The following is a 23,806-nucleotide window of genomic DNA, read 5'->3' as shown; positions in this document are numbered from 1 at the left end:
GGGCGCGCGGCGCGCGGGAGGCGCGCTCAGCGGTGCGCGCCCCGCCGCGTGCGCGCGACATCTTGCCATCGCAGCGGGCTGCGGGCCCTCGGCGCGGCCAGGCGCACGCCGCTCGCGGCCGGCGCCGGGGCGCTCAGGTGCCCACTGCGCAGGTAGTGGGCCAGGAGCGTGTCCAGCAGCCGGGCGCTCATGGGGGGACACGCGATCGCCGTGCCGGCCAGCCCATCGATCGTGTTCTGGCAGTCGAAGGCGGGCATCTGCGCGTACAGCTCCCATCGGGTCAGGTCGCCGTGGACCTTCTCGGTCAGCATCGGCAGGAGGGGAAGGAACGGGCTGTCGCCCGATCTCTGTATCCACGCCAGCAGCTGCTCGCACCATTGCGCGTACGGAAGCCGCACGAGCGGATAGCCGCGGGACACGAGCATGTCGAAGAAGCCGTTCAGATCGAGCCGCTGAGGCGACGGGGGCACCAGGTGGAACGCCTTCCCCAGCGAGCCCGGCCGGCAGGACAGGTGCATGATCGCCCGGCTGACGTAATCGACCGTCACGAATTCCTTGCTCTGCGCGGGGAGGTCGGGGGCACATCCCATCTCGACGCAGCCTTTGATCATCCTGCTTACGAAGTCGGCCACGTTGGCGGCGCCCGTCTGGCTGTGACCCACGATGAACCCGGGGCGGAAGACGGTGACGGGCACCCCGCGCGCGTGCGCGAGCCACACGAGCTTCTCGGCGACCCACTTGCTCTGGGAATAACCCATGTCCGTGTGGAGGTGGTCCACCCAGCGATCCAGATCGTCGCTCTCCCGCACGGTCCGGGCGCCGGTGAAATAGCCGATCTGGCCGATGGCCCCGATCGTCGAGACGTGATGCACGGGCTTCGTCCTGCGCAGGCAAGCGAGCCGCAGGATCTCCTGTGTCCCCAGCACGTTCGCCGCCTTGTGGGACGCGTACGGCTTGATGTAATTGACCTCGGCGCCGGCGTGGTAGATCGCGTCGATGCGCTGCGCGAGCGCCTCGAAGCAGGCCGGGGTGAGCCCGAGCAGCGGCTCCCTCAGGTCGCCAGGCACGGCGACGATCCTCGCGCTCTCCGCGGGATCCCAGAGCGAATAGGCCTCAAGGCTTTGCCGGAGCCTCGCGAGGCCTGCGGCGGCGTCGGGAGCGCGGACCAGGCAATGAATCGTGGCGCGCGTCTGCTCGAGGAGGTCGCGCACGAGAAAGGCGCCCAGGAACCCGGTGGCGCCGGTGAGGAAGACGTGGCGAGGCGGAGCGCTCGCGTCGACGAACGAGCCGCAAGGGCGGATGTCGGGGGCGAGGGCGGCCTCCGCGCGGAGGTCGATCGCGCCCATCGACGCCGCGGCGCCGCGCGCCTTCCAGCCCCGCGCCTCCTCGACGGCGCGGGCGAGCCCGGCCAGGGTGGGCGACTCGAACAGCCGGCGCGCGGGCACGTCGACATGGAAGGCCGTCCGCACCTCGAGGAGCACCTGCGCCGCCAGCAGGGAGTCTCCGCCGAGCTCGAAGAAGTCGTCGTCGACCTCCGGGCGGTCGATATGGAGGACGGACGCCCAGATCTCGGCCAGCTGGCGCTCGATCGGAGTGCGGGTGCTCTCCGGCTCTCCCGTATGCAGCCGGCCGACGTCGGGCGGCGGCAGCGTCCGGCGATCGACCTTCCCGGTCGCGGCGAGCGGCAGCGATGGCACCCTGACGAACGCGGCCGGGATCATGTAGTCGGGCAGCTTCTCGTGCAGGAACCGGCGCAGGCTCCTCGACAGGTCGCGGGACGCGGGGCCGCAGCTCGCGGGGCCGCTGCTGTCCACGCCGGCCTCGGCTCCCTGCGACCGATCCCCGCCCGCGGGGCGCGACGGAGGGCCGCCCGCGCCGAAGTCCGAGGAGACGACGTACGCCACGAGGCGCGTGTCGCCTGGCGCGTGCTCGTGGGGCACGACCACGGCCTCGCGCACGGAGGGGCATGCGCACATCGCCGCCTCGATCTCCCCGAGCTCGACGCGGAAACCACGGATCTTTACCTGGGCGTCGATCCGGCCCAGGAAATCGAGCGATCCATCGGCCAGATAGCGGACCTGATCGCCCGTTTTGTACAGGCGCTCTCCCGGCTCCTCGGGCAAGGGGTTCTCGACGAACGCTGCGGCGGTCAGATCGGGTCGGTTCAGGTAGCCTCGGGCGAGCCCGTCGCCGGCGACGTAGAGCTCACCGGGGACCCCCACCGGCACCGGCTGGAGCCGGCGGTCCAGGACATAGGCGCGCGTGTTCGAGATGGGCCGTCCGATCGGCACGCGGGAGGCGCCCTCCGGGACCGCGCGCACGAGGTGAGCCGTGGAGAACGTCGTGTTCTCGGTCGGACCGTAGCCGTTCACGAGGTGCTTCGGGGGGCCTTTCAGGAGCACCTCTCTGGACAGCGTCGGATTGAGCACGTCGCCGCCGACGACGAGGTAGGAGAGCCCCTGAAAGGCGTCCGGGCTCACACGCGCGAGGTGGTGGAAGAGCGCTGTCGTCAGGAACAGGACGGTGATGCCTTCGCGGCGGAGGAGCGCAGGCATCGCTTCCGGCGACAGCAGCGTCTCGCGAGACACGATGACGAGGCATGCGCCGTTGAGCAGCGCGCCCCAGATCTCGAACGTCGACGCGTCGAAGGAGAGGCTGGAGGCGTGGGCCACGCGATCCGAGGGCCCGAAACCGACATAGCCGGTGTCCCGTACGAGGCGGACGACCCCTCGGTGCGGGACGGCGACGCCCTTGGGCCGGCCGGTCGAGCCCGATGTGAACATCACATAAGCGAGATCGGTCGGGGCAGCAGGAATGGCGGGGTTTCTGTCGTCGCCGGGCGCGCCGTGGTCCTCGTCGAGGCACATGACCTCCCCGCGGAAGTCGAGCCGCGTCACCAGCGCTTGCTGCCCGAGCACGAGGCTCACCGCCGCGTCCTCGAGCATGAAGCGCAGCCGCTCGTCTGGATAGCTCGGATCGAGGGGCACGTAGGCGCCGCCGGCCTTGAGGACCCCGAGCAGGGCGACGAGCGCGCTCGACGAACGTTCGACGACGACGGCCACGCGCAGGTCGGGGCCCGGGTGGCGCGCTGAGATCCGATGAGCGAGCCGGTTGGCGCGGCGGTTCAGCTCGCGGTAGGTGAGCGCCTCGCTGCCCTCGATGACAGCGATGGCGTCGGGCGTCCGCGCGACGTGCTCCTCGAAGAGCTCATGAACACACGCGTCGCGGGGATAGGCGGTCCGCGTCGCGTTCCAGACCACGGTCATCCGGCGGCGCTCCTCCGGCGTGAGCAGCGGAATCTCGGCGATCGGCCGCTCGGCGTCCTCCGCGATGCCCGCGAGCAGGAGGCCGAGGTGGTCCAGGAGCCGCTCGATGGTCCCGGGATCGAACACGTCGGTGCTGTACGTCATCGTCGCGGCGAGCCCTCGTTCGGACGCCGTGACGGACAGCGACAGATCGACCAGCGTGGCCGGGCGGGGGCGCGAGCTCCGCGCCCCTGTCGCCGTCCGGATCGCGGCGCGGCGCAGGACAATTCCGGGTCGCGCGAGCTCGAAGGTGGTCTGGAACGTCGGGTGATCGTTTGGGTCCTCCGCCGCCCGGAGCCCCGAGGGCGGCTCGTCCGGAGGCATGTGCCGGGGCCCCTCGGCCGAGGCGATCTGTGCGGCGATCTGCGCGAGGAGGTCTCGAAAGCTGAGCTCCTCGTCGATGCGGGCATGCAGGACGAGCGGATGGCGGGGCCCTGGCGCCGCGCGCCAGCCCCACCGGCCGCCGCGGCGAGGCCAGGGCGTCCCGATCAGGATCTCGCTCTGAAGGGTATGGCGGTAGAGCAGCGCCGCATAAGCCGAGAGAAGGGTCACGAAGAGCGTCGCGCCCGAGCCCCGGCGCACGCGGTCGAGCTCCAGGGCGAGCCGAGGCGGCAGCTCTCGCGACACCGACGCGCGACGTCGCGAGGGCGCGGGAGGGCGTGGGCGCTCGGTCGCGAGATCGAGCGCGGGGAGCTCGCGCGGGAGCTCCCCTGGTGCGTGGGACAGACGAGCCTGTGTCGCGTGAGCGCGCATGATCGAACCTCCCCGTTGAACTGCAGAGGACGATGCGTGGGAGCTCAGACGGTCATCGAGCGTGCCTTCCGCTTCAGCGCGTAGGCGATACCGCTTTGCAGGGTGCCGCAGGTGACGAGCCCTCTGAGCTCTGTGCCAAGATTGACGAGCGCCTGCGCGACGACGGGGCGGACGCCTGACAGCACGACGTCGGCGCCGAGCAGCCTCGCCGCCTGCGCGACGCGGACCAGCGCGGCGGCCACCTCTTCGTCCACGGCCTTCACGCCGGTGATATCGAGTATCGCCACGGCCGATTGCTTCTCGCCGAGCGCGTTCAGGAGCGTCTCCAGGATCTGCTGCGCGCGCTCCCGGTCGATCGCCCCGATGAGGGGCATCGCGATCACGCCGTCGGCGATCGGGATGAGCGGCGTGCCGAGCTCCCGGAGCGCCGCCTGCTGCGCCTGGATCACCCGCATCTGGGCGAGCGTCTCCTCCTCGTACCGGAGCTGCTCCGTGATGTCTCTGAAGAACGCCGCCATGCCCGTCGGCTCGCCCGCCGGGCCCAGGACCACGAAGGCGGTGGTCTGCCCCATCCAGTCGCTCCCGTCGGGGCGCCGGATCTTGAGGACGCCGCGCCATGCGCCGTCCTTCATCAGGATCGGCAAGACCTCGTTGGAGAGCTGGCGAAAGCTTTCGGGTGCATAGAAGTCGGTCAGCCCGCAGCCGACCGCGCGGTCGCCGAAGCCGCTCATCGCCTTGAAGGCGGTGTTGGCGTAGACGACCTGCCCGCTCATGGACGTCAATGTGATGCCATCTAGCGCATTGTCAATCAATGTCTTCGACACGCCGAGCTCTTCGGCCTGGCGGCGCTGCTCCACCTCCATGCCTTTTCGACCTGTGATATCCTGGACTACGCTCATGACCTGGCGCGGCTTGCCAGCGCCGTCGCGGGCGACGACGATCTCGCGCCTGGTGACCCAGCACCAGGACCCGTCGGCCTTGCGCAGCCGATACGCGAGCTCCGCCGAGTCGCTCGCCTGGCCTTCTCCGGCGTGATCGAGCTGCTCGCGAGCCCGGGTCTGGTCGTCGGGGTGCGCGAGCATCACGAACGCATCGAGGCCCGCGAGCCCCGCTTCGTCGGCCTCGTATCCGAGCTCGCCGGCCAGCGAGCGGTTCTCGTAGAGCTTGCGCTGCTCGACCGGGTCGTGGACGCAGAGCAGGTACGGAATTGTCTGTAGCACGGCGTTCGTACGGCCGAGCTCGGCACGCAGATCCCGCTCGATCTGCTCTAGCCTGGACACACGAGCGCGCAGGGCGGCAAGCTCGCCATGATGCGAGTGGAGAACCGTCTCGTGAGGTTCCATCGATTTCCCCCAATGCTGGCTGCTGGCAAAGGTCAGGCGGCGGCCGTGGACACGTCGCCTCCACCTGCGACGTTACACCTGATGAGGCGCCTTAGACAGCATCAATTTCCGCATGAAGAGCGTCACAGTGGGGACAGCAGGGCTCGCGGAGAGATACCGTCACAGCGAGGACGTTTGCCGCGCTCGTCAATGAATTCTGGATCTATTGCTTGGTTGCGCGCGTCTCCGACGGAGCGAGCGCGCCTCGTGCAGCTCCGCGGCCGCATGCCCAGCGTCGCAATCATACGCTCGTCGCATGCAGATGGTCAGAAGACTCCTGATTCCGAGGGCCACCCGTATGGCGCTCTCGTTCCCTGTGCGTCATTCTGGGCACCGCGTCGCCGTCCCGCGACGTCCCCACCTTCCGCCGGGCGAGCTCGCGACGGTTCGTAACGGCTCCTCACCGTGCTGCCGCGAGGCCAGGCTGGACGGCATTGGCGACGAGGCGTTCGCCCCGGGAATCCGCGCTGGGGCGGAGCCCGGTGCCGAGCCGGCGCCCTCGGAGCGTCAGGCGTCTAGTCCTGAAAGCCCATCGAGACCGCTGCGGAGCCGGGCTTGCCCGAGTTCGCGTTCAGATCGCCGGCGCCTCCGCCGTCACCAGGGATGCCGATCTTGATCGGAGAGTCGGGCTCGACGTCAGGGCCGTGGTCGACGGTATGTGCGACCGCGAGTGAGTGTCCTCCGTGGCCTCCACCGCCCCGGCCCCCGTTGCCGCCCTTCCCGCCGTCGCCGCCACGGCAGCCTGGCTGCGATCCAGCCCTGTTGCCTCCGCCGGTGCCACCGTACCCACCCACGCCGCCGTACTGGCCGTCCCCGCCTCGTCCACCGTTTCCGCCACGACCCGTGATGATGCTGGTCTTATTCACGCGGACGCTGGCGTGGTAAGACAGAATCCCGATGCTGGATCCGCCTGGGCCGCCGCCCCTCCCAGGCTTGCCGCCGCAGCCGCCAGCACCGCCGGAACCGCCAGAAGCGCCGCCCTGTACTGCGCCTGCGCCGCAGTACGCTGAACCGCCACGCGAGCCGCCTCCACCGCCGCCCCCGTAACCGTGCTGCCCTGCGTGGCCATCTTCGCCTGCGCCACCTTCCAGCCCCGTGTCTGTGACCCGACCCGGCCCTGATGCGCCGTTCCCGTTGGCGCCGTCATCCCCCGCCAGGCCGCCCCTCCCCTCTGTGCAGGACAGGATGCCTTGCCCAGCGCCACCCAGACCGTGGCTCATTGGATTCGTGATTGGCAGAGGGGAACCACTTTCGCCGTCGCCGCCATCACCGTTTGTGCCGATACCACCCATTCCCCCCGACGAGATGCCATCGTCACACGAGGTTGTGACTCGCGCCCCTCCGGTCACCGTATCGGCAGAGCACGCCATTGCTCCCGAGTTCCCTGGTGCCCCGTCTTGTGCCGGGTTGACGCCTCCGTCCGCGCCAGGGGCTCCATCTGCGCCGTTCCCGGCTACGACCTCGCTCAAGCGCAGCTGTACCGTCACTCCCGGCAGCGCGCGCATGGCAATGGAAGAGCCGCCCGGCACGGTGGCATCCTGTGCGATCATACGGATTCTCGTCAGCGTCGTGATCACGTCGGCCTCGGGGGAGGGCTCCGCCGCCTGGTCCACGACGGTGAGCGGAATCCGGTTCGGACCTGGCGCAATCGTGGTGAGCTCGCCGAGTGGATGCAACGGCCAATGACTTGGCAGACCGCGGCAGTCGAGACCTCCCCAGACGTCCATTCCTGCCGGCACACGGACTTCGACAGAGAATGTGTCGGCGCATGCGTACACCCGCATGCCACGCTCGCGGGCAAGCTCGAACGCCCGCGCAAACGTTTGTACCGGCAGATTCGGCGTACCAGGGCTAGTATCATCGCCGTTGTCTGCCACATACACGCCCTCGCAGTCGACCGGACGATCGGCATCGCCGGGATCCGCGTTGCAGGACTCCACCGGCGCGCATGTGAGGGTCTCCTCGCAACGTTCCCACACACCCGATTCGCTGCCGCATCCGAGCGCCGCGCTCCCGTTGAACAAAGCGACTCCGAACAGCAAAGGCCGAGCACCCAGCGCGCGGAAGCCCGATTCCCATCTCGTCATCTCATCCCACATGGCGCCCTCTACTGCAGCTCATGAGAGTCTGGGTCGTTCGGATCGATGGCCGCAAACGGCAGGAACTCGGCCGCCACGCCATCGTCGCCCTTGCTCTCCGTGACATTCGGATCGCCGCCGTCCCCTCCCTCCCCAGCAGTTCCAAGGAGAAACGTCGCCTGGACGTTCTCGCGCGTAACCTCCGCGGTCTCCAGATACGCGATGGCTACCGAATGACCGCCGAGCCCGCCGCCTGCGCCACCGCCGGGCCCCCCGTTGCCGCCATCGCCTCCGCGGCATCCCGCGAGCGCCCCGGGCACGCCTCCGCCTCCCTCACCGCCGGGAGCTCCGCTTCCTCCTGGCAGTCCCGCCCCTCCCGCACCGCCCCGACCGCCGCGGCCGGTCTGAAGGGTCGATCCGCGGATGGTGACATTCGAACCTCTTGTGACGATGCCAGCGCTCACTCCTCCGGCGAAACCGCCTGTCCCCTGCTTGCCGCCACAACCGCCGGAACCACCCGAGCCGCCGAACGCCCCCCCGACCGGCCCGGCGCCACAGGCGGTCGCGCCGCCGCGCGAGCCGCCACCACCGCCGCCGCCCTGACCCGGGCGTCCGAGCGTCCCGTCCTGCCCCTTGCCCAGCGTGCGGACCCATCCCACAACGCCAGGAAGCCTTGCCCCCTGACCGTGCACACCCGCGGCACCGTCGAGGCCGCGCTGGCCGTCGGTGCACGCCATGCTCCCCTGCTGACCGACACCCCCGGTGCCGGCGCCCGTCGGGTTCGGGTCGGGCAGCGGCTCCCCATGACCTGCGTTGAAGCCCTCATCGGGCAGACCGGGGCCGCCTTGGCCGCTGACCGAGGTTTCGTCGTCACACTCCGTCGTGACCTCTCGGGTTGCAGTCACGTCATCGACCGTGCACGCGTCGGCTCCAACGTGTCCAGGCCGCCCATCGGCCGCCGCTGCGTCCTCCGCCGGAGCTCCGGGCTCACCGTCGGCTCCGTCACCTGCGACGATGCGGCTGTCGATCACCTCGATCTCGCTGCCAGCGGAGAGGTAAATCCCGATCGAGTTGCCGCCCGGGATTGCGCCCCGTCCTGTGATGACTTCGCTCGCAACGAGCTTGAGCTCGGCCTCATCGCGCACAGCGACGATTCCGATCGAGCACGCTGCTGTTCGGTCCATCTCGTTACCATCGGGCGCCACGATCCGCAGGTTCGCGAGCGTGATTCCCCGCCCTCCGAACGTCACGACTTCGCGCTCGGGCTGCTTCGGGGCGATGACGGTCTTCGCATCGGCACCGAGGTGCTGCCAGCCGTTCGTGCAGTCGAACCCGCCCCAGATGCTGGTGTCGTAGAACCAGATACGTTCGTCGAAGGTTTCAGCGCAAGCGTAGACATGGTGGGGATGACCGCCCGCCTCCACGAGCTCGAGGGCCTTGCGCAGTGTCTTCAGTGGCTTCGCGCGCGTTCCTGGATTCTCGTCGTCGCCGAGACTTGCGCTGACGAACAGGCCGCACCCATCTTGCGGAGGCTCCACCGTGGGGTCGTCGACACAGATGGGATCCTCGTGACCGGAGGAACACCCGTACACGAGAGAAGCGATTCCGAACCCGAGCGCGATAGGCACCAAGGTGGCCACAGCCACGCCGCGTCGACCTTTCGATGAGGTATCCATGCTCCGAAGCTCCACGTTCGTCACCACACACCCGCCATCATAAGCCCCATGCGCTGCCCGCTCACCGTGGGCACCACACGCACCCCATCGCTGGACGGTGAGGTTCGGTCCACGAGCAGAGACACGAGCGTCAGCGCACCGATCGCGCCGCCCGACACCAGGGTCATCCATCCAGTTTTCGTCAGGAAATCGCGCTTTTCTTGCAGGTCGCGCAGCTCCGAGCACGCGCGCGGTGCATCGGGGCGGGCACATCGGCTCGCATCCTTGTCCGCGCCGCGCAGCGCGGTAGCTCGGTCGTGAAGCTCATCCTCGGCGTACGCACTCCAGATCAGCAATCCACCGCCGGCTGCCATGGTTGCCCCTGCCACGACCGCGCCAGCGATGCGCAGCTTCGACGCCGTGGAGGACGGCGCCACGGAAGACGACGCCTGCACCGGTAGCGCTGAGCTCCGCATCGAGGTTCCCTTCGCAGGGGTGCCCGGCGCTGCCGCGCGCGGCACCTGCAGCGAGAGGGTCGTCGGCTTCCCGGCCTGCGCGTCGAACGACGCGAACGCCTCCTCGTGGCCCGCCAACCGGGCCCGCACCATGTGCTGCCCGGGATCCAGGAACAGCCTGTAGGTCCGCGCTGGTGCGCTGATGGGCTTGCCGTCGATGAGCACCTCGGCGTCGGGCGGGTCGACAGACAGGTAGAGCGTCGCGACATGCGACGCTGCCTTGCGTTGCCCGGCCTCGAACCGCAGCTGTAGTTCAAGCGGGAGGACGTTGCGCTGCTCGAGACTCCAGGCGAGATGCTCGGCAGCATCACGGTACTTGCGCAGCTCGAGCTCACACAAACCGAGCTCTCCGGCGATCTCCGCGCGCTCCTTCTCCGTGTTCGACGCCGGGTCTGTCGCATCGAGCGCCGCATTGTAGGCCGCGTGTGCCTGGGTCCACCGACCTGCGTCACGGGCTATCTGCGCACGGCGAACATGGTCCTTCACCGTCGAGCTGCCGCTTCGCTCCAGCGTCGAATACATGTCCTCCGCGCTGGCCGGGCTCGTGTAGGCAGCGCCGGCGCCAAGCATCAGGCAGAACAACAACGAAGGCGCAACGTCACGCATGCGCGGAACGTACTTACGCCCGGCGCGCGGCGTCAACCGCGACAAATTCGCACGGAGTGGACGTTTTTCCAGGCAAAGATCGGCCCGACGACGCAAAGGAGCTCGTCGCCCCTCCGAGCAGTGGAGCTGCCCAGGTACGCGCATCACAAGCGCACATTATCCTACCAAAGTTGATCGACCCTTCTCTTTCTTGAACCCTTCCGGCCAGCTCAGGGGTGCTACCAGCTGTGGGCAAGCCAGCACGAACTCCCCCCCACTTCGAGCGCTTCCGCCGCCTCGTCAGGCGGGTCGGTGTCCCCGCGCGACACGCCGAGGACCTCGCGCAGGAAGCGCTCCTACGGGACTGGGAGGCGAGAGGGCGGCTCGAGCCGGGCGTGGATCCAGCGCCGTACTCCGTCACCATCGCCCTGAACCTCGCCCGCAGCCACCTACGGGACGCGAGCCGTCGGGGTGAGGTCCTGACCCCGTTCGACGAGCACGACTTCTGCGGGAACCAACCGAGCCCGGAAGCCTTGCTCCGGAGGCAGCAGCGGGAAGCCGTCATGCGCGACCTGATCGAGCAGGTCGATCCCAAGTACCGCGACCTCTTGGTCAAGCACGAGCTCGAGGAGAAGTCGCTCGCCGAGATCGCCGCCGAGCTGGGGCTCAAGCTGGACACCGTGAGGAGCCAGCACCGCAGGGCACGCGAGCAGCTGGACGAGGCGAAGCGGCGCTGGATGGCGCAGCAAGAATTCCGGGGCTGGGGCAAGGAGCCCTGCGTCCCGGTGGCGTTCGGCCTGTTCCGTCGCTCGTGGTGGAAGACCGCGCTGCACCCGCAGAAGGTCGGGGCGAAGGTGCTCGCGCAGGCTGCGCTCGTCGTGCTGACGGGCGCCGTCGTCGCGACAGCTCCACACTCGTCAGGCTCGGCCAGTACGACCCCGTGGTTACGGCCGGCAGCGATTTACGCCGGTGCGGCGACGCCCCCGCAGCAGCACACCGCGCCGCCCCTCGACCAGCCAGACACACGCCGTGCGGTCGCCACGGCCTCGCCCCCAGTGCAGGGCATCCCAGCACACGGCGAGCATGCACCGGCCGCGATGAACGGCAAGCCTGCTTCGCAGGCGGCAACAGCTGCGCGTTCCTCGCCGCCCGTGCGCGCCGTACGCCCGGTCGCGAGCGAGCGCGAGAAGGGCCTGATCCTCCAAGCGCGCAAGGCCATCGAAGCCTACAACGCCAGGGCTGACGTCGAGGCGCGACGCCTGCTCGACATGCACGCCATGGAGTTCCCTCGAGGGCAGCTGGCCCGGGAGCGCGAGGCGCTGCTGCTGCAACTTCGCTGAATCGGCGGCGGCCCTGGCGACAGATAGACGGCGGTGTTCTTGAGCGACGTCAGGCCGAGATCCGCCCTTCGCCGGGTCAGGAGAATGAGCACGTCCATGACACGCAAGGAAGCCGTGGCGGAGCATCGGCGCACGTCACGTCGAGTCGAGATGGGTGCGCCCCCGGCAGTGCACGTTCCCTTCGAGGTCATCATGCGGCACTCGAGGATGATCCATGCCGTGTTGCGCCAGTTCGGCGTACCCGCCGAGAACCGGACCGACGTGTTCATCCCAGGCGCCTGGCTGGGCAGCCCCGTGGTTACGGCGACGGACCATCAGCCAGCGTGAGCGTCAACAACTACCGGGGGATCCATCGTCAAGGAGTGTAGGCTCTGCATCGCGCGAGACGGCAACCGGGCGTTTGGTCCGACGGGCGATCTGCATACCTACAACCCCGAATAGCCACGCGTTCCGCCGAGCCCGTCCGAGGAGCGATGCGGCGATGAAGGTTGCTCCGTACGACGGCGTCAGGCTGGAACCGGGGCGGCCTTGGGAGCGAGCTCCCGCCGTGTCAGAGGCCCAATGCGGTAGTTCTGCTCGCTGGGTGGGCTCCGTGCAGGGGGCGGCCCGAGCCCGACGGGGCGAAAGGCCGTCCCTACCGCCCCGTCAACGGTGTTGACGCTCAGGCTGGCTGATGGTCCGCCGAGCAAGCCGCTTGATGGCCATCGCGGGCGTGCACGGTTGCGGTGAAGGAGGGCGATGGCCATCGCTCGGACGCGCGCCTCAGGGCGGCTCGCAATGGCCATCATGGTTCGTGGCCGTCGGCGCCGGCGAGGTGTTCGTTCGCCAGCGCCGAGGGGGGCCCGTCGTGTCGGTCAGCGTCAGCTGCCGTCCGTTGCCAGGTCGCCGACAATGCGCGCCATCACGTCACGCTCGACGAGTTTCTTTTTCCGTCGCGCCGCCTCGCGCAGCGCGGCGGTGGCCATGCGGTCGATCTCGCGCAGGCTCGATCCAGCCGCCTCGTGGAGCAGCATCAGAGCGTCCGCGGTGAAGACGTCGCGGTCGGCGCCGGCGCGGCTCATCCGGAGCCGCACGTACTCTCCAGTATCGTCGGGGACCATCGCACCGATCGACAGACGCCGCTCGATGCGCGAATACAGCGAGCGATTTTTGCGCAGCTCAAGCCGGTCTTGGAGGTCGGAGAGCCCTACCAGAATCAGCGACAACAGGGCGCGGCTATCCCATTCGTAGTTCAACAAGATGTGGAGATGATCAAGCGTGTCTTGGTGGAGCAGGTGCGCTTCGTCCAGCAGGAAAACCGGGTGAATCCGCTCGCGGCCGAGGGTCTCGATATGCGCGCTGACAGCGTAGAAGACGGCCGCCGCGGTCGCAGCGGGGTTGAGGCCGAGTGCATGGCAGAGCTGGCGATAGAAGTCGCGGCGGCCCAGCGTGGCGTTGTGGCAGTAGGTCAGCCGGAAGCCTGCCTGCGGCAACCGATGACGCACTGCCCGCAGCACACACGTCTTGCCGGCGCCGGGCTCGCCGACCAGCAGCACTTGGGCGTGCTCGTGCACGGCCTCGCACACCTCCTCGACGAGCTGCTCTTTGGAGGGCGGCAGCCACAGGTCGCCGTCCTGGATCTCCTTGGAGAAGGGGGCGGCGGACAGGGTGAAGAAGCGGACGTAGGACTCGCTCACGTCTCACCTCCGCGCTCGCTCGTGTCGGCGCCAGTGCCCAGCGAGCGGCCGAGCGTTCGCGCGGGGTTGAAGTCCACGGGTCGTGTCGGCTTGTCCACCACAGGCCCGCCGCACGGCAGCCGCTTGCGCCGCGCGTTGCGCTGCGGGTCGACCGGATGCAGCACCAGGCGCTTGCCCTCGTGCTCGACCCACGGCGGCTCGTCGGGCGCGACGAAGCACCGGGCGACGGAGACGATCTGGCCGGCGAGGTAGCCCTGATCGAGCTGCCAGGCGACACCGTCGACAGAGACGATGTTGTCGCCCGAGACGCGGCGTCGGGTGCGCTCGGTGAGCGCGACGCGCAGCGCTTTTTCGTCGACGACGCCTTCGGCGGCGGGGCGGGCCGCATAGACCTTCGCCGGGGTCTGGCCGAGCAGGCCCGCGTGCGGCGCCGTGTGGTAACGCCTGTCGAGGAAGGCGCGGAGCGTCGTGTTGATGTCGGCGAGCGACGCCACAGCGCCAAGGTAGGTAAGGCACCCTTCGCGCAGCGTGCGCCAGAAACGCTCCATCTTCCCGCGCGCCTCTGGGTCGTACGGCTTGGCGTGCAGGAGCGTGATGCCGAGCCGCGCGCACGCGGTTTTGAGGACGTCGCCGCGGTAGGTGGAGCCGTTGTCGAGATAGAGCGCGTCGGGTTTGCCGTGGCGGCGCAGAGCGTCGACGGTCATGGCGAGCATGTCGACCTCCTTCTCGGTCGTGTGCGCCTCGAGCGCCACGACGTAGCGAGAGGCGTCGTCAAGCAGCCCGTGGATGCGGAGCGGCATCGCTTTGCCGCCGACGGTGCAACCGGTCACGTGGCAGACGTCGCCGTGCCAGAGCGCGCCGGGGCGCTCGGCTTGCCAGCGCAGCCGCGTCTTCGGCTCTTGCTCGGCACGCGCGGCGCGGCGGCGAAGGCCGTGCGCCGCGTACAGTCGCCGTACGGTGGGCTCGGAGACCTGGGTCGCCTCGAGTCGCCCCTCGTCGACAAGCGTCTTGAGGATGAGCGGCACCGAGGCGTCGGGATGCTCGCGCCGAATGTCGAGCAGCAGCGTGCGCAGCTCCTCCGACAGGCCCTGCGCGAAGCCGCGATCGCTGCGTGGCTGTGGGCGCAGGCCGTCGAGGCCAGCGGAGCGATACGCATATAGCCAGCGCTCGAGCGTGGGCACCGAGTAGGTGCGCGTGCTGTGTGCGCCCGGCGGTCGAAACCGCTGCTCGCTCAGCACACGCAGCGCGGCGGCGAGCTGGCCGTGGGTGAGCACGCGGTGCATGAGAGGGCCGATGACCGTGGCGCGATAGATCGCGACGGTCTCGGCGTGGTCGGCGGGGCCGAGGGCCATTCGGACAGGTCCTTTCTGCGCCTTGCTGGCGCGCGGTCCTTGTCCGGGATCGGCGGCGTTTTCGGCAGGGATCCTCTCAGGTGGGCTGGTTGATCGGGGCTCCTCGGGGGCAGGGGCCCTCATGCCGCATGCGCGGCGCCGAAGAAGGCGCGCTGCTCGATCGGCAGCGCTCGGGTCGTCGGATCCGCGCTTGCCGCGAGCGATGTCGCGACGGCGGCTGCCCTCTTTCGGAGCGAGGCGGACGGGCCTGGGTCGGGGGCGTCCGAAAACAGACGTCGCTGCGCGACGTCGCGCGCCCACCGGCGCAGCGTGGCCCAGCCGGCGGCGGCGCTGTCGCCGAGGATCTTCGCCGGGCCCACGCGCCGACGGACCTCGGCCGCCGTCGCGAGCGCCAGACCCCAGAGCGCGAGGGCGAAGCCGATCGCGGCGGCGCTGTACACGCGGAGGCCGAGCACGCCGCGAGGAACGACGAGCAGCACAGCGCGGCAACCGAGGCAGCGGTAGCGGCGGGCCGTCACCGAGAGCACCTCGGGGGGATGGTCTGGGGTAGCGGGGCCCCAGACCTGCCGCTCGCGCCTGCCGTGGCCTTGGAGCCGGATGGCGCCGCCCAGCGGACAGCTCGCAGCGCCGCAGACGGGGCAGCGCGCAGGCCGCGCTTCGACGACCGTGGGCGGCTGCTGCTGCCAGCGCTTGATGTCGATGGCGCTCTGGATAACACTGCGACCGCTTCGATTCCTGGGCACAAGAACCGGAGCACGACGAGGAGACTGTCCGCCAAGATCAGGTCTCCTCGTCACCTATTTTGTGGCCGGCACCGCGCCGCTGCTCCGCTCCTGCGGTGGACCTACCCCGTCGTGAGGCAGGCGTGGGAGCGACGAGGGGTGGTAATTTTCGACCGATGGACGGAAGTGGAGCGCCCGCGCGGGAAGGGCTTCTCCGAGCCGACGCAACCGTGCTCATAGGGGGGCTGCGATGAGAATCTTGAGGGGCCGGATGTAATGCGTCGTGCGCCGCGGCGCTCTGGAGTCGTCCTCTCGGGTCGCGTACGCGGAGCGAGCATTCTCCTTGATGGCCAGCCTCGTTGGGCGGAACCCCTCACCATCAAGCATCGTGCTCGGTGCGGTGGGCTGCCGCATCAGTGAGAGCGCGCGGTAATACCTGCCGATTACTCGCCAAGCCCCCTGAGCATCACCCTCCGCTGACGCGTCGCCTCGCCGAGACCAACCTTCATGATTCTGTGGAGTCGCCGCGGCCTTGCAATGACCTGAAATTCTGAATTCGAACTCGGCTCAACCCGCCCAGCGAGCAAGACGTCCTTGCGCTTCACCAATACGCACAGGAGATTAAACATGCCTACCGAACGCAACCCAGCACACGACAGCACACGCCACAAACCCACTCCCGGGACCGTTGCACATATCAGGACGATCAATCATATACATACCGCATCAACAAACCACCAATCAACAGAAAGGCAGTCAAATGAAATTCGAAAGCACTCGCGGATCTCGCCCTCGGAGATCAACAATACATACGGACTCGGAAATACGGGTATTTTCAGAATTTTCATCTTCAGAATTTATCAGGCGCATGCTATCAGCGACCCACCTCGCATCACCCATCACCACGGGGATAATGCATGCCTCCGCAACAAGCGGCGAGACGGCGGTGCCGAGTATTGTACATAAATTGGCTGAACTCCCAGCCGGCATGTACGATAGTCGAATAGCATACATCCTCGCCTGTGCCTCTGCATGGGCATATTCCGATATTGATAATTTTTCAAGGATGCTCGCAGTACGCGGGATCGATAACAATTATTGCAATTCAATAATATTTCAGAACGATGCACTGCTCATCGATGCGTCAGCGTACTTCGCCCAGAGCGAGGACGGTCAAATCGGAATTCTTTGTTTTCGCGGCACAGAGCCACGAAACGTAGTCAACTGGCTAACCAACGTAAACAGCCATCCAGATCCATTCAACGAGATGGGTCCGGTTCACGGAGGATTTTATCGATCAGTGCGATCGCTATGGCCAATGATTGTCAACATGATAAACTCCGCATTAAATGCAGAAAAAGTTTGCGCGGACATTAATAGAGATCAAAAAAAACAATATCCAACATCGAATCGAACATAGATGATATTTCCAGCAAAATTGCAAGCATAGACAAAGTCGGTCGTTCGATAGAGAAGAAATTGAATGACATGTATCCATCCCCACCGAGCGGCGGTTCAACGTCGCCGACCGATGGTTCTTCGGGCGACACGTCCAACAGGAAGCAGGGAGGCCCCGATATCACGGACGATCTCATCAAAAATCTGAGTGCGCCAAAGACTGCGTGCAGCGACGAGTCTGCCTCATTCAGATCAAATGATTTGAAGAAGTTGAAGGCACTCTACATCACGGGACACAGCCTTGGTGGAGCGATGGCCATCATTGCGGCGGCGATTATCCACTCGAGCAGCGAACTCGAACCCATCAAGAATGTGCTGCGTGGCGTTTACACGTTCGGAGCTCCGATGGTCGGTGGGAGGGTGTTCTCCGAGACGTTCAACACGGCGTTTGGAGCGCACTTATTCAATCACGTTTATGGCCATGACGTTGTGCCGAAGATGCCACCGCGCACGATGGGATCATTTATACCGTTTGGAAAACAGTACGTCTCGACGCCCTATGGCTGGCAGCTTGAGCGCCGGTTCGTGCGGCAGGCGATACTGGGTGGTCTGAGCATGGGGATCGGCGTCATGGCCTTCGTCCGCAACCAGTTTCCCCTACTCAATTGGATTCCCCTGCATGTCTCATGGGCTGACCACTCCCCCCTCAATTACCTGCGAACTTCACAGATCGTATATCCAGGATCCGAATTCGGGTGATGGGAGAGGGCGTTAGGGGAACTTGACGCCCACGATGTCGACCCTGCTGATTCCCGCTCCTGCCGACCGTGGCTGCACGACCAGATACGTCGGAGAAGCTCCGCCGTCGCCTGGCGAGGGTGGTACCGTGCCCGCGCGCCCGGTCGTCTCGCCAGCCCGCGGTGGTGAGGCGAGAGGACCCGCGTCACTCCTCACCTCGGATCCCTCACTGCACGTTCCTCACGCGGCCAGGCGCATCCGTCACCTCGCCTCAAACCCCGCGCGGGAACTCGCCCAGCGGCGGGAAGCGCGGGTCCTCCGTCGGATCGGGCGACGGCGGCTCCGGCTGCTCCGGCCCTGGATCCCCCGGGTTCGGCGGCAGCGGGGCATCCTCGTCGTCGCCGGGAACGTCCGTCTTTGCGAGCTCATGCGTGCTGTGGTTCATGACGGCCTTCCGCTGCAAGTTTCAAACCGGAGCATCCGGACGCCAGGAGCCGCCCCCGGCTTGACGCCCCCGCGCGGCATCCGTGATCTGCAGCCAGCGTGCTCTCGATCCGCCATGACCCCTTCCCGCTGGAGGCCGCCCGCGACCTGCTCGGCATCGTGCGCGCGCTCTACGCCGAGGCGCGCTCCCGCGGGGCGAGCGTGGCAGATCTCCACGCCATCGTGGCGGTCGGCGACGACCTCCGGCAAGCGATCGCCCTCGCCGAGGCCCATCCGCCCGGCACGCTCGGCTTCTCGTCGGCGTGGACCCGCGCCGAGCGCGCGGCGGGCCGCGTCGGCGAGCTCGCGGACGCGCTCGCGCCCGCTGCGCCCATCGTCCGCGCCGCCCTGGCGCGCGTCGGCGGGGGCAACCTCACCCCCGGCGGCTGAGCGCCCCTGCGATCGGGTGGTCCGGCGCGACGGGCCAGGCGAGCGCACGCGACGCGGCCGCGCAGTACGCGGCCAGGCGCTCGCGCGGCACCGGGCGGCGCGCGCCAAGGCGGCCGAGGTTGTCGACGAGCAGCTCGAGGCAGGTGTTGCCCGTCCGCTCCCCGACGCCGAGCGCCGTGGCGTGGACCCGCTCGACGCCGCTCGCCACCGCCCAGAGCGCGGCCGCGAGGCCGAGCCCGCGATCGTTGTGGCCGTGCCAGTCGAGCTCGATCCCGGTCGCCCCCAGCGCGCCCAGCTCGCGCCGGGCGAACGCGACGAGCGCCTCGACCCCCGGCGGGGTGACATGGCCGGTCGTGTCGCAAAGGCAAAGGCGCGCCGCGCCGGCGTCGACGGCGGCGTGGAAGAGCGTGCGGAGCATGTCGGGCGGCGAGCGGGTCGCGTCCTCCGCGACGAGGCAGAAGGGCAGGCCAGCCGCCGCGGCCGCCCGTCCGGCCTCGTCGACGCTGCGGGCCAGGAAATCGGGCCCCCACCCCTCGACGAAGTGCCGGATCGGCGAGCTGCCGATGAACGCATAGACCATGATCGGCGCCCCGGTGCGCTCGGCCACGCGGGCGACCTCCTCGACGTCCGCGGCGAGGGTCCGCGCGGCCGCGGTCAGGCCGAGCGGCAGGCGGGACGCGACGATCTCCCGGGCGAGCAGGCACGCGTCGTCGAACTGCCGCGGCCCGGTCGCCGGCATGCCGAGGTTCACGACGTCGACGCCGACGCTCGCCATCGCATGGAGAAGCTCGATCTTGTGCCCGCGCGGCGGGTTCACCGTGGAGACGCCCTGGATACCGTCGCGCAGCGTCTCGTCGAGCACCTCGACCGGCCGGGCTCCCCGGCCAAAGGGCAGCCACGCCCCCCCGTCGGCGCGCGCGGCGCGCCACGCCTCGGCGGCCAGGCCGCCGGAGGGCGACAGCTGCCCGCCGGAGCCGGAGGGCGACGGCTGCCCGCCGGAGGGCGACAGCCGCCCTCCGGGGCGCGGCGGGCGCTCCCCTGGCGCGGGCTCGGCGCGGTTCCAGTCGAAGGGGGCCGCGGCGCCGGGATCCCGGCCGTCGGCGCTCATGCGCTGCATCTCATCTCGAATCGAAGGGGGCTCTCGGCGTGGCGCGGGCGCGGCGCACCGCGTCGATCCGCGCTGGGGGAAAGGTTACTTCATGTCGGCCGCCGGAGCAGGTCCCAGCAGCGCACGGCGAGCGCCGCACCCCGCGCCGCGAGCGCATCGAGCCGGCGCCAGGCGTCCACGCCCGCAGGACCGGACCACCGCGCCCGCCGGCGGGAGCGGCTTTCCGCGCGGAGAGCGGCAGCGTAAAAAGCTGACCAAGGAGCAACTTGCTGCTCCGGGACACCTGCCGCTTCGGGAGCTTCGATCATGCACAGGCTTCGCCTGCCGATGACCGCGCTGGGATTCCTCACGATCGCCACGATCGCCCTCTGCGCCGGCTGCTCGCCCTCCGAGCGGAACTTCGCGTCGGCCGGGGGCGGCCAGGGCGGCGGCGCTGGCCACGGCAGCGCCGCCGCCGGCGGCGAGGGTGGGGCCAGCGGCCAGGGAGGCGCCGGCGGCCACGGCGTCGCGTGCACCTCGCCGAAGGACTGCCCCGCCGGGGAGAACGCGGCGCCCACGTGCGAGGACGGCGTCTGCGGCCTCGCGTGCGACGCGGGCTTCCTCGACTGCGACGCCGCGGCGCAGGGCTGCGAGGCGAGCGCGCGCGATCCCCAGCACTGCGGCGCCTGCGACCGCCGCTGCGCGATGGAGTGCGTGGACGGGGCCGACGGGGCCTTCTGCAACGACCCGGTCGAGATCTCGGCCGGGTTCGCCCACACCTGCGTGCTGCGAGGGGACGGCAGCGTCTGGTGCTGGGGGAGGAACACGTTCGGGGAAGCCGGAGCGCCGATCGATGAGCCGAGCGTGCCCTGGCCCGCGCGGGTGTCGCTGCCCGGCAAGGCGGTCCACGTGGCGGCGGGCGGCGGATACTCGCGCACGGACAACAGTGCCCCTGCGCACTCCTGCGCGGTGATGGAAGACACGACGGTCGTCTGCTGGGGAAACGGCCGGCGCGGGCAGATCGGCAACGGCTCAACCCTCGATTCCGTCGGACCGACGCGGGTGACGAGCCTCATCAACGTCGTGCAGATCTCGCTGGGCGCGGCGCACTCGTGCGCCGTGAAGACGGGCGATGAGCTGTACTGCTGGGGATCCGACGAGGAAGGCCAGATCGGCAATGGCGCGGCGGAGCAGTCGGGCTATGCGACGCCGCTCCTCGTCCGGAGCGATATCCGGCAGGTCGCGGCCGGCCAGGATCACACCTGCGCCATCAAGGCCTCCGACGGGGGCGTGCTCTGCTGGGGCAGGAACTTCGATGGACAGCTCGGCAACGGCGGGCAGGAGACCTCGCCCTCTCCGGTGAACGTCCTCGCGCCGCTCGCAGCAGGCGTCGACGAGGTGGCCGCGGGCGACCGGCACACGTGCGCGCGCAAGGGCGCCGAGGTCTACTGTTTTGGCAACGACTACAACGGCGCGGTGGGCGCCAATCGCTACGGGCCCGTGCCGGAGCCCACGCTCGTCGCCGTGCCGCGCGCGGCGCGCATCGACGTGGGCCGCGAGCGGAGCGGCGCGGTGTCCGGCGACGCGCGGGCGCTCAAGATGTGGGGAGTCGGCTACCTGGGCAACGGAGACGGGATGCTGTCCACGCAGCCGGTCGACGTGCCCATCGACGGCGTGGCGCAGCTCGCCGGGGGCTACCAGCACACGTGCGCGCTGAAGGCGACCGGCGAGATCCTCTGCTGGGGCGAGAACGCCGAGGGGCAGCTCGGCGTGGGCCAGGGGGTCGGGGATCAGCCGTCGCCGGTCGCGGTCAAGTTCGAGCCCTGAGCGAGGGCGGCGCTCGCTTGCCAAGCGGGCGCTCTTCTGGTGTAAGGGCTGGTGTCGTGAAAACGTCCGCGCGCGGCCGCTCCGCTCAAGAGGGCCTCGGGTGGACCACAACCCGGTGGGGAGCTCATGAGCGCGGACGTTCTTGCCATGCATTGCGCAGCGCTGCCGGCCGCCCGGGCCGTCGGCTTCAAGGGCACCGAGGCGCTGTGCCGGCCGTTCGAGCTCGACATCCTGTTCACCGTGCCGGCGGGCACGGACGTCCGCGCCGCCGTCACCGCCTCGGCGACGCTCACGCTGCAGCGCGGGGGCAACCTGCCGCCGATGTGCTGGCACGGCGTGTTCGTGCGCCTCCGCCTGCTGCGAGAGTCGGGCGAGCGCGCGCTCTACCAGGGGTCGCTCATGCCCAGGCTCTGGCTCCAGCGCCACTCCGTGCGCAGCTTCGTCCACACGAAGAGCAAGATCGACGCCTTCCTGACGAAGACGCTCACCCACGGTGGCCTCTCGACGACCGACTTCCGGTTCAGCATCGATACGGACCGCTATCCGGAAGAGGAGTTCGTCTGCCAGTACCGGGAAAGCCACCTCGACTTCACCCATCGCTGGCTCGAGCGCGAGGGGCTCTACTACCACTTCGAGCACCCGGTCGGCGACGACGGCGCGGAGATCATGGTCATCGTCGACAGCAAGGATCAGCACGATCCGCTGAGCGGGGATGGCCGGGTCCGTTACCATCCGACCTCGAGCAACGATGTGACGGCCGGCGAGTGCTTCCGGGAGGTGTACGTCGATTTCAGCACGCTCCCTGCCGCGGTGCTCATCAACGATTACAACTATGCAAACCCGGCCGCCTCGGTGTCGGGGGAGCACACGGTGTCCAGGAGCGGCCGCGGCGAGGTCCGCGAGTACGGCTACCGCGTCTTCACGCAGGACGAGGCGACGCGGCTGGCCCAGGTCAAGGCGCAGTCGATCGCGTGCCGCGAGCTCACCCTGCACGCGACCGGAAACGCCACCGGGCTGCGGGCCGGCTACATCTTCGAGCTGGAGGACGGCCCTTCGGACATGCCGACCCGTTACCTCGCCGTCGAGGTGCGGCACACAGCCGCGATCACGAGCGGCTCCCTCGATATCACGCGCTTCACCGGGCTGGAGGCGAACGAGACGTACCGCGTCGAGGTCGTCGCGATCCCCGCCGACGTGCAGTTCAGGGCGGCCCAGTCGACGCCGTGGCCGCGCATCTACGGCTTCGAGAACGGCGCCGTCGACGGCCCGAGCGAGAGCCAGTACGCCCAGATCGACGACCAGGGGCGGTACCTCGTCCGCTTCAACTTCGACGCGAGCGAGCTGCCCGACGGCTCCACGTCGACCTACCTGCGCATGATGCAGCCGCACGGCGGCAGCATCGAGGGCTGGCATTTCCCGCTGCGCAAAGGGACCGAGGTCATGGTGTCGTTCCAGGGCGGCGACCCGGACCGGCCGGTCATCGCCGGCGTGGTGCCGAACGCCCACCGGCCGAGCACGGTGACGAGCCGCAACCAGACACAGAACGTGCTGCGCACGGGCGGCAAGAACCACATGGTCGTCGAGGATCTCGAGGGCAAGCAGCACATCGACCTGTACACCCCCGTCGGCGGCACGAACCTCCACATGGGCGGCCCCACCCGTCAGGCCTTCGTCGTGCCTCCCCTGACGCCGGACGCAAACCCCACGATCCAGGCCGTCGACTGCATGTTCTACGTCTACACGGACGGCAACGCCGGCTTCAACGTGTGCGGCGACTGGTGGCAGAACGTCGGCGGCAAGTACTACGTCGACGTCAGCGACAACGCGACAATCCACTACGTCGGCATCCACACGCTCAACGTGGACGGCGATTCGAACGAGTTCTACAACAGCCATCAGAACGTCACTGTTCACTCGGGCCGCACCGATACGGTCCAGGCGGGCGGCATGACGCAGGACATCCATGGGGGCCTCACCCAGACCATCGAGCCCGGCGGCAAACAGGAGGTCACGGGCAGCTGGCTGCACAAAGTCAGCGCACAGAACCACGACGATTACGGCGAGTGGAAGACGGACGTGGGCAAGGCGTGGACGGCGGACATCAAGGGCGCGTGGTCGCACACCGTGAAGGGCAACATCACGATCGAGAGCACGAGCGGGACGATCCTGGTGAAGAGCCCGACCAAGATCACGCTCGACGCGCCGGAGGTGAAGATCACGGCGCCGGCGAAGGTGTACAAGCACACCAACGCGCTCATCGAGACGTTCTATACGAAGAACTCGGCCGGCGTGCACAAGTGGGACAACACCGCGATCAACATGTCGATCAACATCTCGAAGGTGGAGGCCACCGCCATCGCGGCCTCGAGGATCGGCATGAAGGCGGACAGCGTCGGGATCAAGGTCGATCACGTCGGCATCGCGAGCAAGAAATGCGGCGCCGGACAGGACGTCAAGGCGTTCAGCCTGCGCCAGGCCGCCGCGTCCATCTGCACGTACGGCTTCAAGAAGCTGTGAGGA

16 protein-coding genes are annotated in these 23,806 nt (G+C 68.6%); 6 read left to right on the top strand and 10 right to left on the bottom strand.

Features of this window, described 5'->3' with window-relative positions; all coding sequences use genetic code 11:
* Positions 1–26 precede the first annotated feature (26 nt).
* The 5 genes from WMF19_RS48135 to WMF19_RS48115 form a co-directional block, all read right to left on the bottom strand.
* Entirely contained in the window at positions 27–4,058 is a 4,032-nt protein-coding gene (locus WMF19_RS48135; RefSeq protein WP_437896494.1) for a non-ribosomal peptide synthetase, read from the bottom strand.
* A gap of 44 nt (positions 4,059–4,102) precedes the next feature.
* Positions 4,103–5,278 carry a PAS domain S-box protein gene (locus tag WMF19_RS48130; RefSeq protein WP_437896493.1) on the bottom strand — a complete coding sequence of 392 codons (1,176 nt, stop codon included), beginning with the start codon at positions 5,276–5,278 and terminating at the stop codon, positions 4,103–4,105.
* Positions 5,279–5,955: 677 nt separating this feature from the next.
* Complete coding sequence (locus WMF19_RS48125) at positions 5,956–6,306, bottom strand: PE-PGRS family protein (protein WP_437896492.1); 351 nt, start codon at positions 6,304–6,306, stop codon at positions 5,956–5,958.
* 1,241 nt (positions 6,307–7,547) lie between these two features.
* Positions 7,548–9,221, bottom strand: a complete 1,674-nt coding sequence (locus tag WMF19_RS48120) for a hypothetical protein (RefSeq protein WP_437896490.1) — start codon at positions 9,219–9,221, stop codon at positions 7,548–7,550.
* Positions 9,215–10,294 (bottom strand): hypothetical protein, encoded by a 1,080-nt coding sequence (locus WMF19_RS48115; RefSeq protein ID WP_437896489.1) that lies wholly within the window; start codon positions 10,292–10,294, stop codon positions 9,215–9,217. Before WMF19_RS48115 ends, WMF19_RS48120 begins: the two co-directional genes overlap by 7 nt.
* A gap of 215 nt (positions 10,295–10,509) precedes the next feature.
* On the opposite strand from WMF19_RS48115, the gene WMF19_RS48110 reads away from it, so the two are divergent.
* Both WMF19_RS48110 and WMF19_RS48105 read left to right on the top strand, forming a co-directional pair.
* The gene (locus WMF19_RS48110) at positions 10,510–11,613 is read left to right on the top strand and encodes a sigma-70 family RNA polymerase sigma factor (RefSeq protein ID WP_437896488.1); all 1,104 of its coding nucleotides are present in this window, start codon (positions 10,510–10,512) and stop codon (positions 11,611–11,613) included.
* A 96-nt stretch (positions 11,614–11,709) separates the two neighbouring features.
* A complete protein-coding gene (locus WMF19_RS48105) occupies positions 11,710–11,940 on the top strand; it encodes a hypothetical protein (RefSeq protein WP_437896487.1) in 231 nt (76 codons plus the stop codon).
* A gap of 533 nt (positions 11,941–12,473) precedes the next feature.
* Here WMF19_RS48105 and WMF19_RS48100 read toward each other — a convergent pair.
* From WMF19_RS48100 to WMF19_RS48090, 3 genes are all read right to left on the bottom strand, one after another.
* A complete protein-coding gene (locus WMF19_RS48100) occupies positions 12,474–13,289 on the bottom strand; it encodes an ExeA family protein (protein ID WP_437894233.1) in 816 nt (271 codons plus the stop codon).
* Positions 13,286–14,641: a DDE-type integrase/transposase/recombinase gene (locus WMF19_RS48095; protein ID WP_437894231.1), complete on the bottom strand. Its 1,356-nt coding sequence runs from the start codon at positions 14,639–14,641 to the stop codon at positions 13,286–13,288. Before WMF19_RS48095 ends, WMF19_RS48100 begins: the two co-directional genes overlap by 4 nt.
* 119 nt (positions 14,642–14,760) lie before the next feature.
* Complete coding sequence (locus WMF19_RS48090) at positions 14,761–15,384, bottom strand: hypothetical protein (RefSeq protein ID WP_437894230.1); 624 nt, start codon at positions 15,382–15,384, stop codon at positions 14,761–14,763.
* 1,638 nt (positions 15,385–17,022) lie between these two features.
* Between WMF19_RS48090 and WMF19_RS48085 the strand changes: the two genes are divergently transcribed.
* Positions 17,023–17,520 (top strand): lipase family protein, encoded by a 498-nt coding sequence (locus WMF19_RS48085; protein WP_437896485.1) that lies wholly within the window; start codon positions 17,023–17,025, stop codon positions 17,518–17,520.
* Between the two features lie 250 nt (positions 17,521–17,770).
* Here the strand turns inward: WMF19_RS48085 and WMF19_RS48080 are convergent, their stop codons facing one another.
* Entirely contained in the window at positions 17,771–17,944 is a 174-nt protein-coding gene (locus tag WMF19_RS48080) for a hypothetical protein (RefSeq protein ID WP_437896484.1), read from the bottom strand.
* Between the two features lie 98 nt (positions 17,945–18,042).
* On the opposite strand from WMF19_RS48080, the gene WMF19_RS48075 reads away from it, so the two are divergent.
* Complete coding sequence (locus WMF19_RS48075; RefSeq protein ID WP_437896483.1) at positions 18,043–18,372, top strand: hypothetical protein; 330 nt, start codon at positions 18,043–18,045, stop codon at positions 18,370–18,372.
* Here the strand turns inward: WMF19_RS48075 and WMF19_RS48070 are convergent.
* Complete coding sequence (locus WMF19_RS48070) at positions 18,356–19,480, bottom strand: 2-isopropylmalate synthase (protein WP_437896482.1); 1,125 nt, start codon at positions 19,478–19,480, stop codon at positions 18,356–18,358. The two genes, WMF19_RS48075 and WMF19_RS48070, sit on opposite strands and share 17 nt — an antisense overlap.
* Before the next feature lie 306 nt (positions 19,481–19,786).
* Between WMF19_RS48070 and WMF19_RS48065 the strand changes: the two genes are divergently transcribed.
* Both WMF19_RS48065 and WMF19_RS48060 read left to right on the top strand, forming a co-directional pair.
* On the top strand, positions 19,787–21,286 hold the full coding sequence (locus WMF19_RS48065) for a hypothetical protein (protein WP_437896481.1): 1,500 nt from the start codon (positions 19,787–19,789) through the stop codon (positions 21,284–21,286).
* 147 nt (positions 21,287–21,433) lie between these two features.
* The gene (locus WMF19_RS48060; protein ID WP_437896480.1) at positions 21,434–23,803 is read left to right on the top strand and encodes a type VI secretion system Vgr family protein; all 2,370 of its coding nucleotides are present in this window, start codon (positions 21,434–21,436) and stop codon (positions 23,801–23,803) included.
* The last annotated feature ends 3 nt before the right edge of the window (positions 23,804–23,806 follow it).

This window comes from Sorangium sp. So ce124 (genome assembly GCF_051525235.1).
Classification (GTDB): Bacteria; Myxococcota_A; Polyangia; order Polyangiales; family Polyangiaceae; genus Sorangium; species Sorangium atrum.
This window is presented reverse-complemented; position numbering and strand designations above follow the sequence as displayed.

Coding starts and splice junctions, on each gene's coding strand:
- WMF19_RS48135 (WP_437896494.1), bottom strand. CDS start 4,058: ATGCGCGCTCACGCGACACAGGCTCGTCTGTCCCACGCACCAGGGGAG.
- WMF19_RS48115 (WP_437896489.1), bottom strand. CDS start 10,294: ATGCGTGACGTTGCGCCTTCGTTGTTGTTCTGCCTGATGCTTGGCGCC.
- WMF19_RS48105 (WP_437896487.1), top strand. CDS start 11,710: ATGACACGCAAGGAAGCCGTGGCGGAGCATCGGCGCACGTCACGTCGA.
- WMF19_RS48095 (WP_437894231.1), bottom strand. CDS start 14,641: ATGGCCCTCGGCCCCGCCGACCACGCCGAGACCGTCGCGATCTATCGC.
- WMF19_RS48080 (WP_437896484.1), bottom strand. CDS start 17,944: ATGAACCACAGCACGCATGAGCTCGCAAAGACGGACGTTCCCGGCGAC.
- WMF19_RS48070 (WP_437896482.1), bottom strand. CDS start 19,480: ATGAGCGCCGACGGCCGGGATCCCGGCGCCGCGGCCCCCTTCGACTGG.
- WMF19_RS48065 (WP_437896481.1), top strand. CDS start 19,787: ATGCACAGGCTTCGCCTGCCGATGACCGCGCTGGGATTCCTCACGATC.
- WMF19_RS48060 (WP_437896480.1), top strand. CDS start 21,434: ATGCATTGCGCAGCGCTGCCGGCCGCCCGGGCCGTCGGCTTCAAGGGC.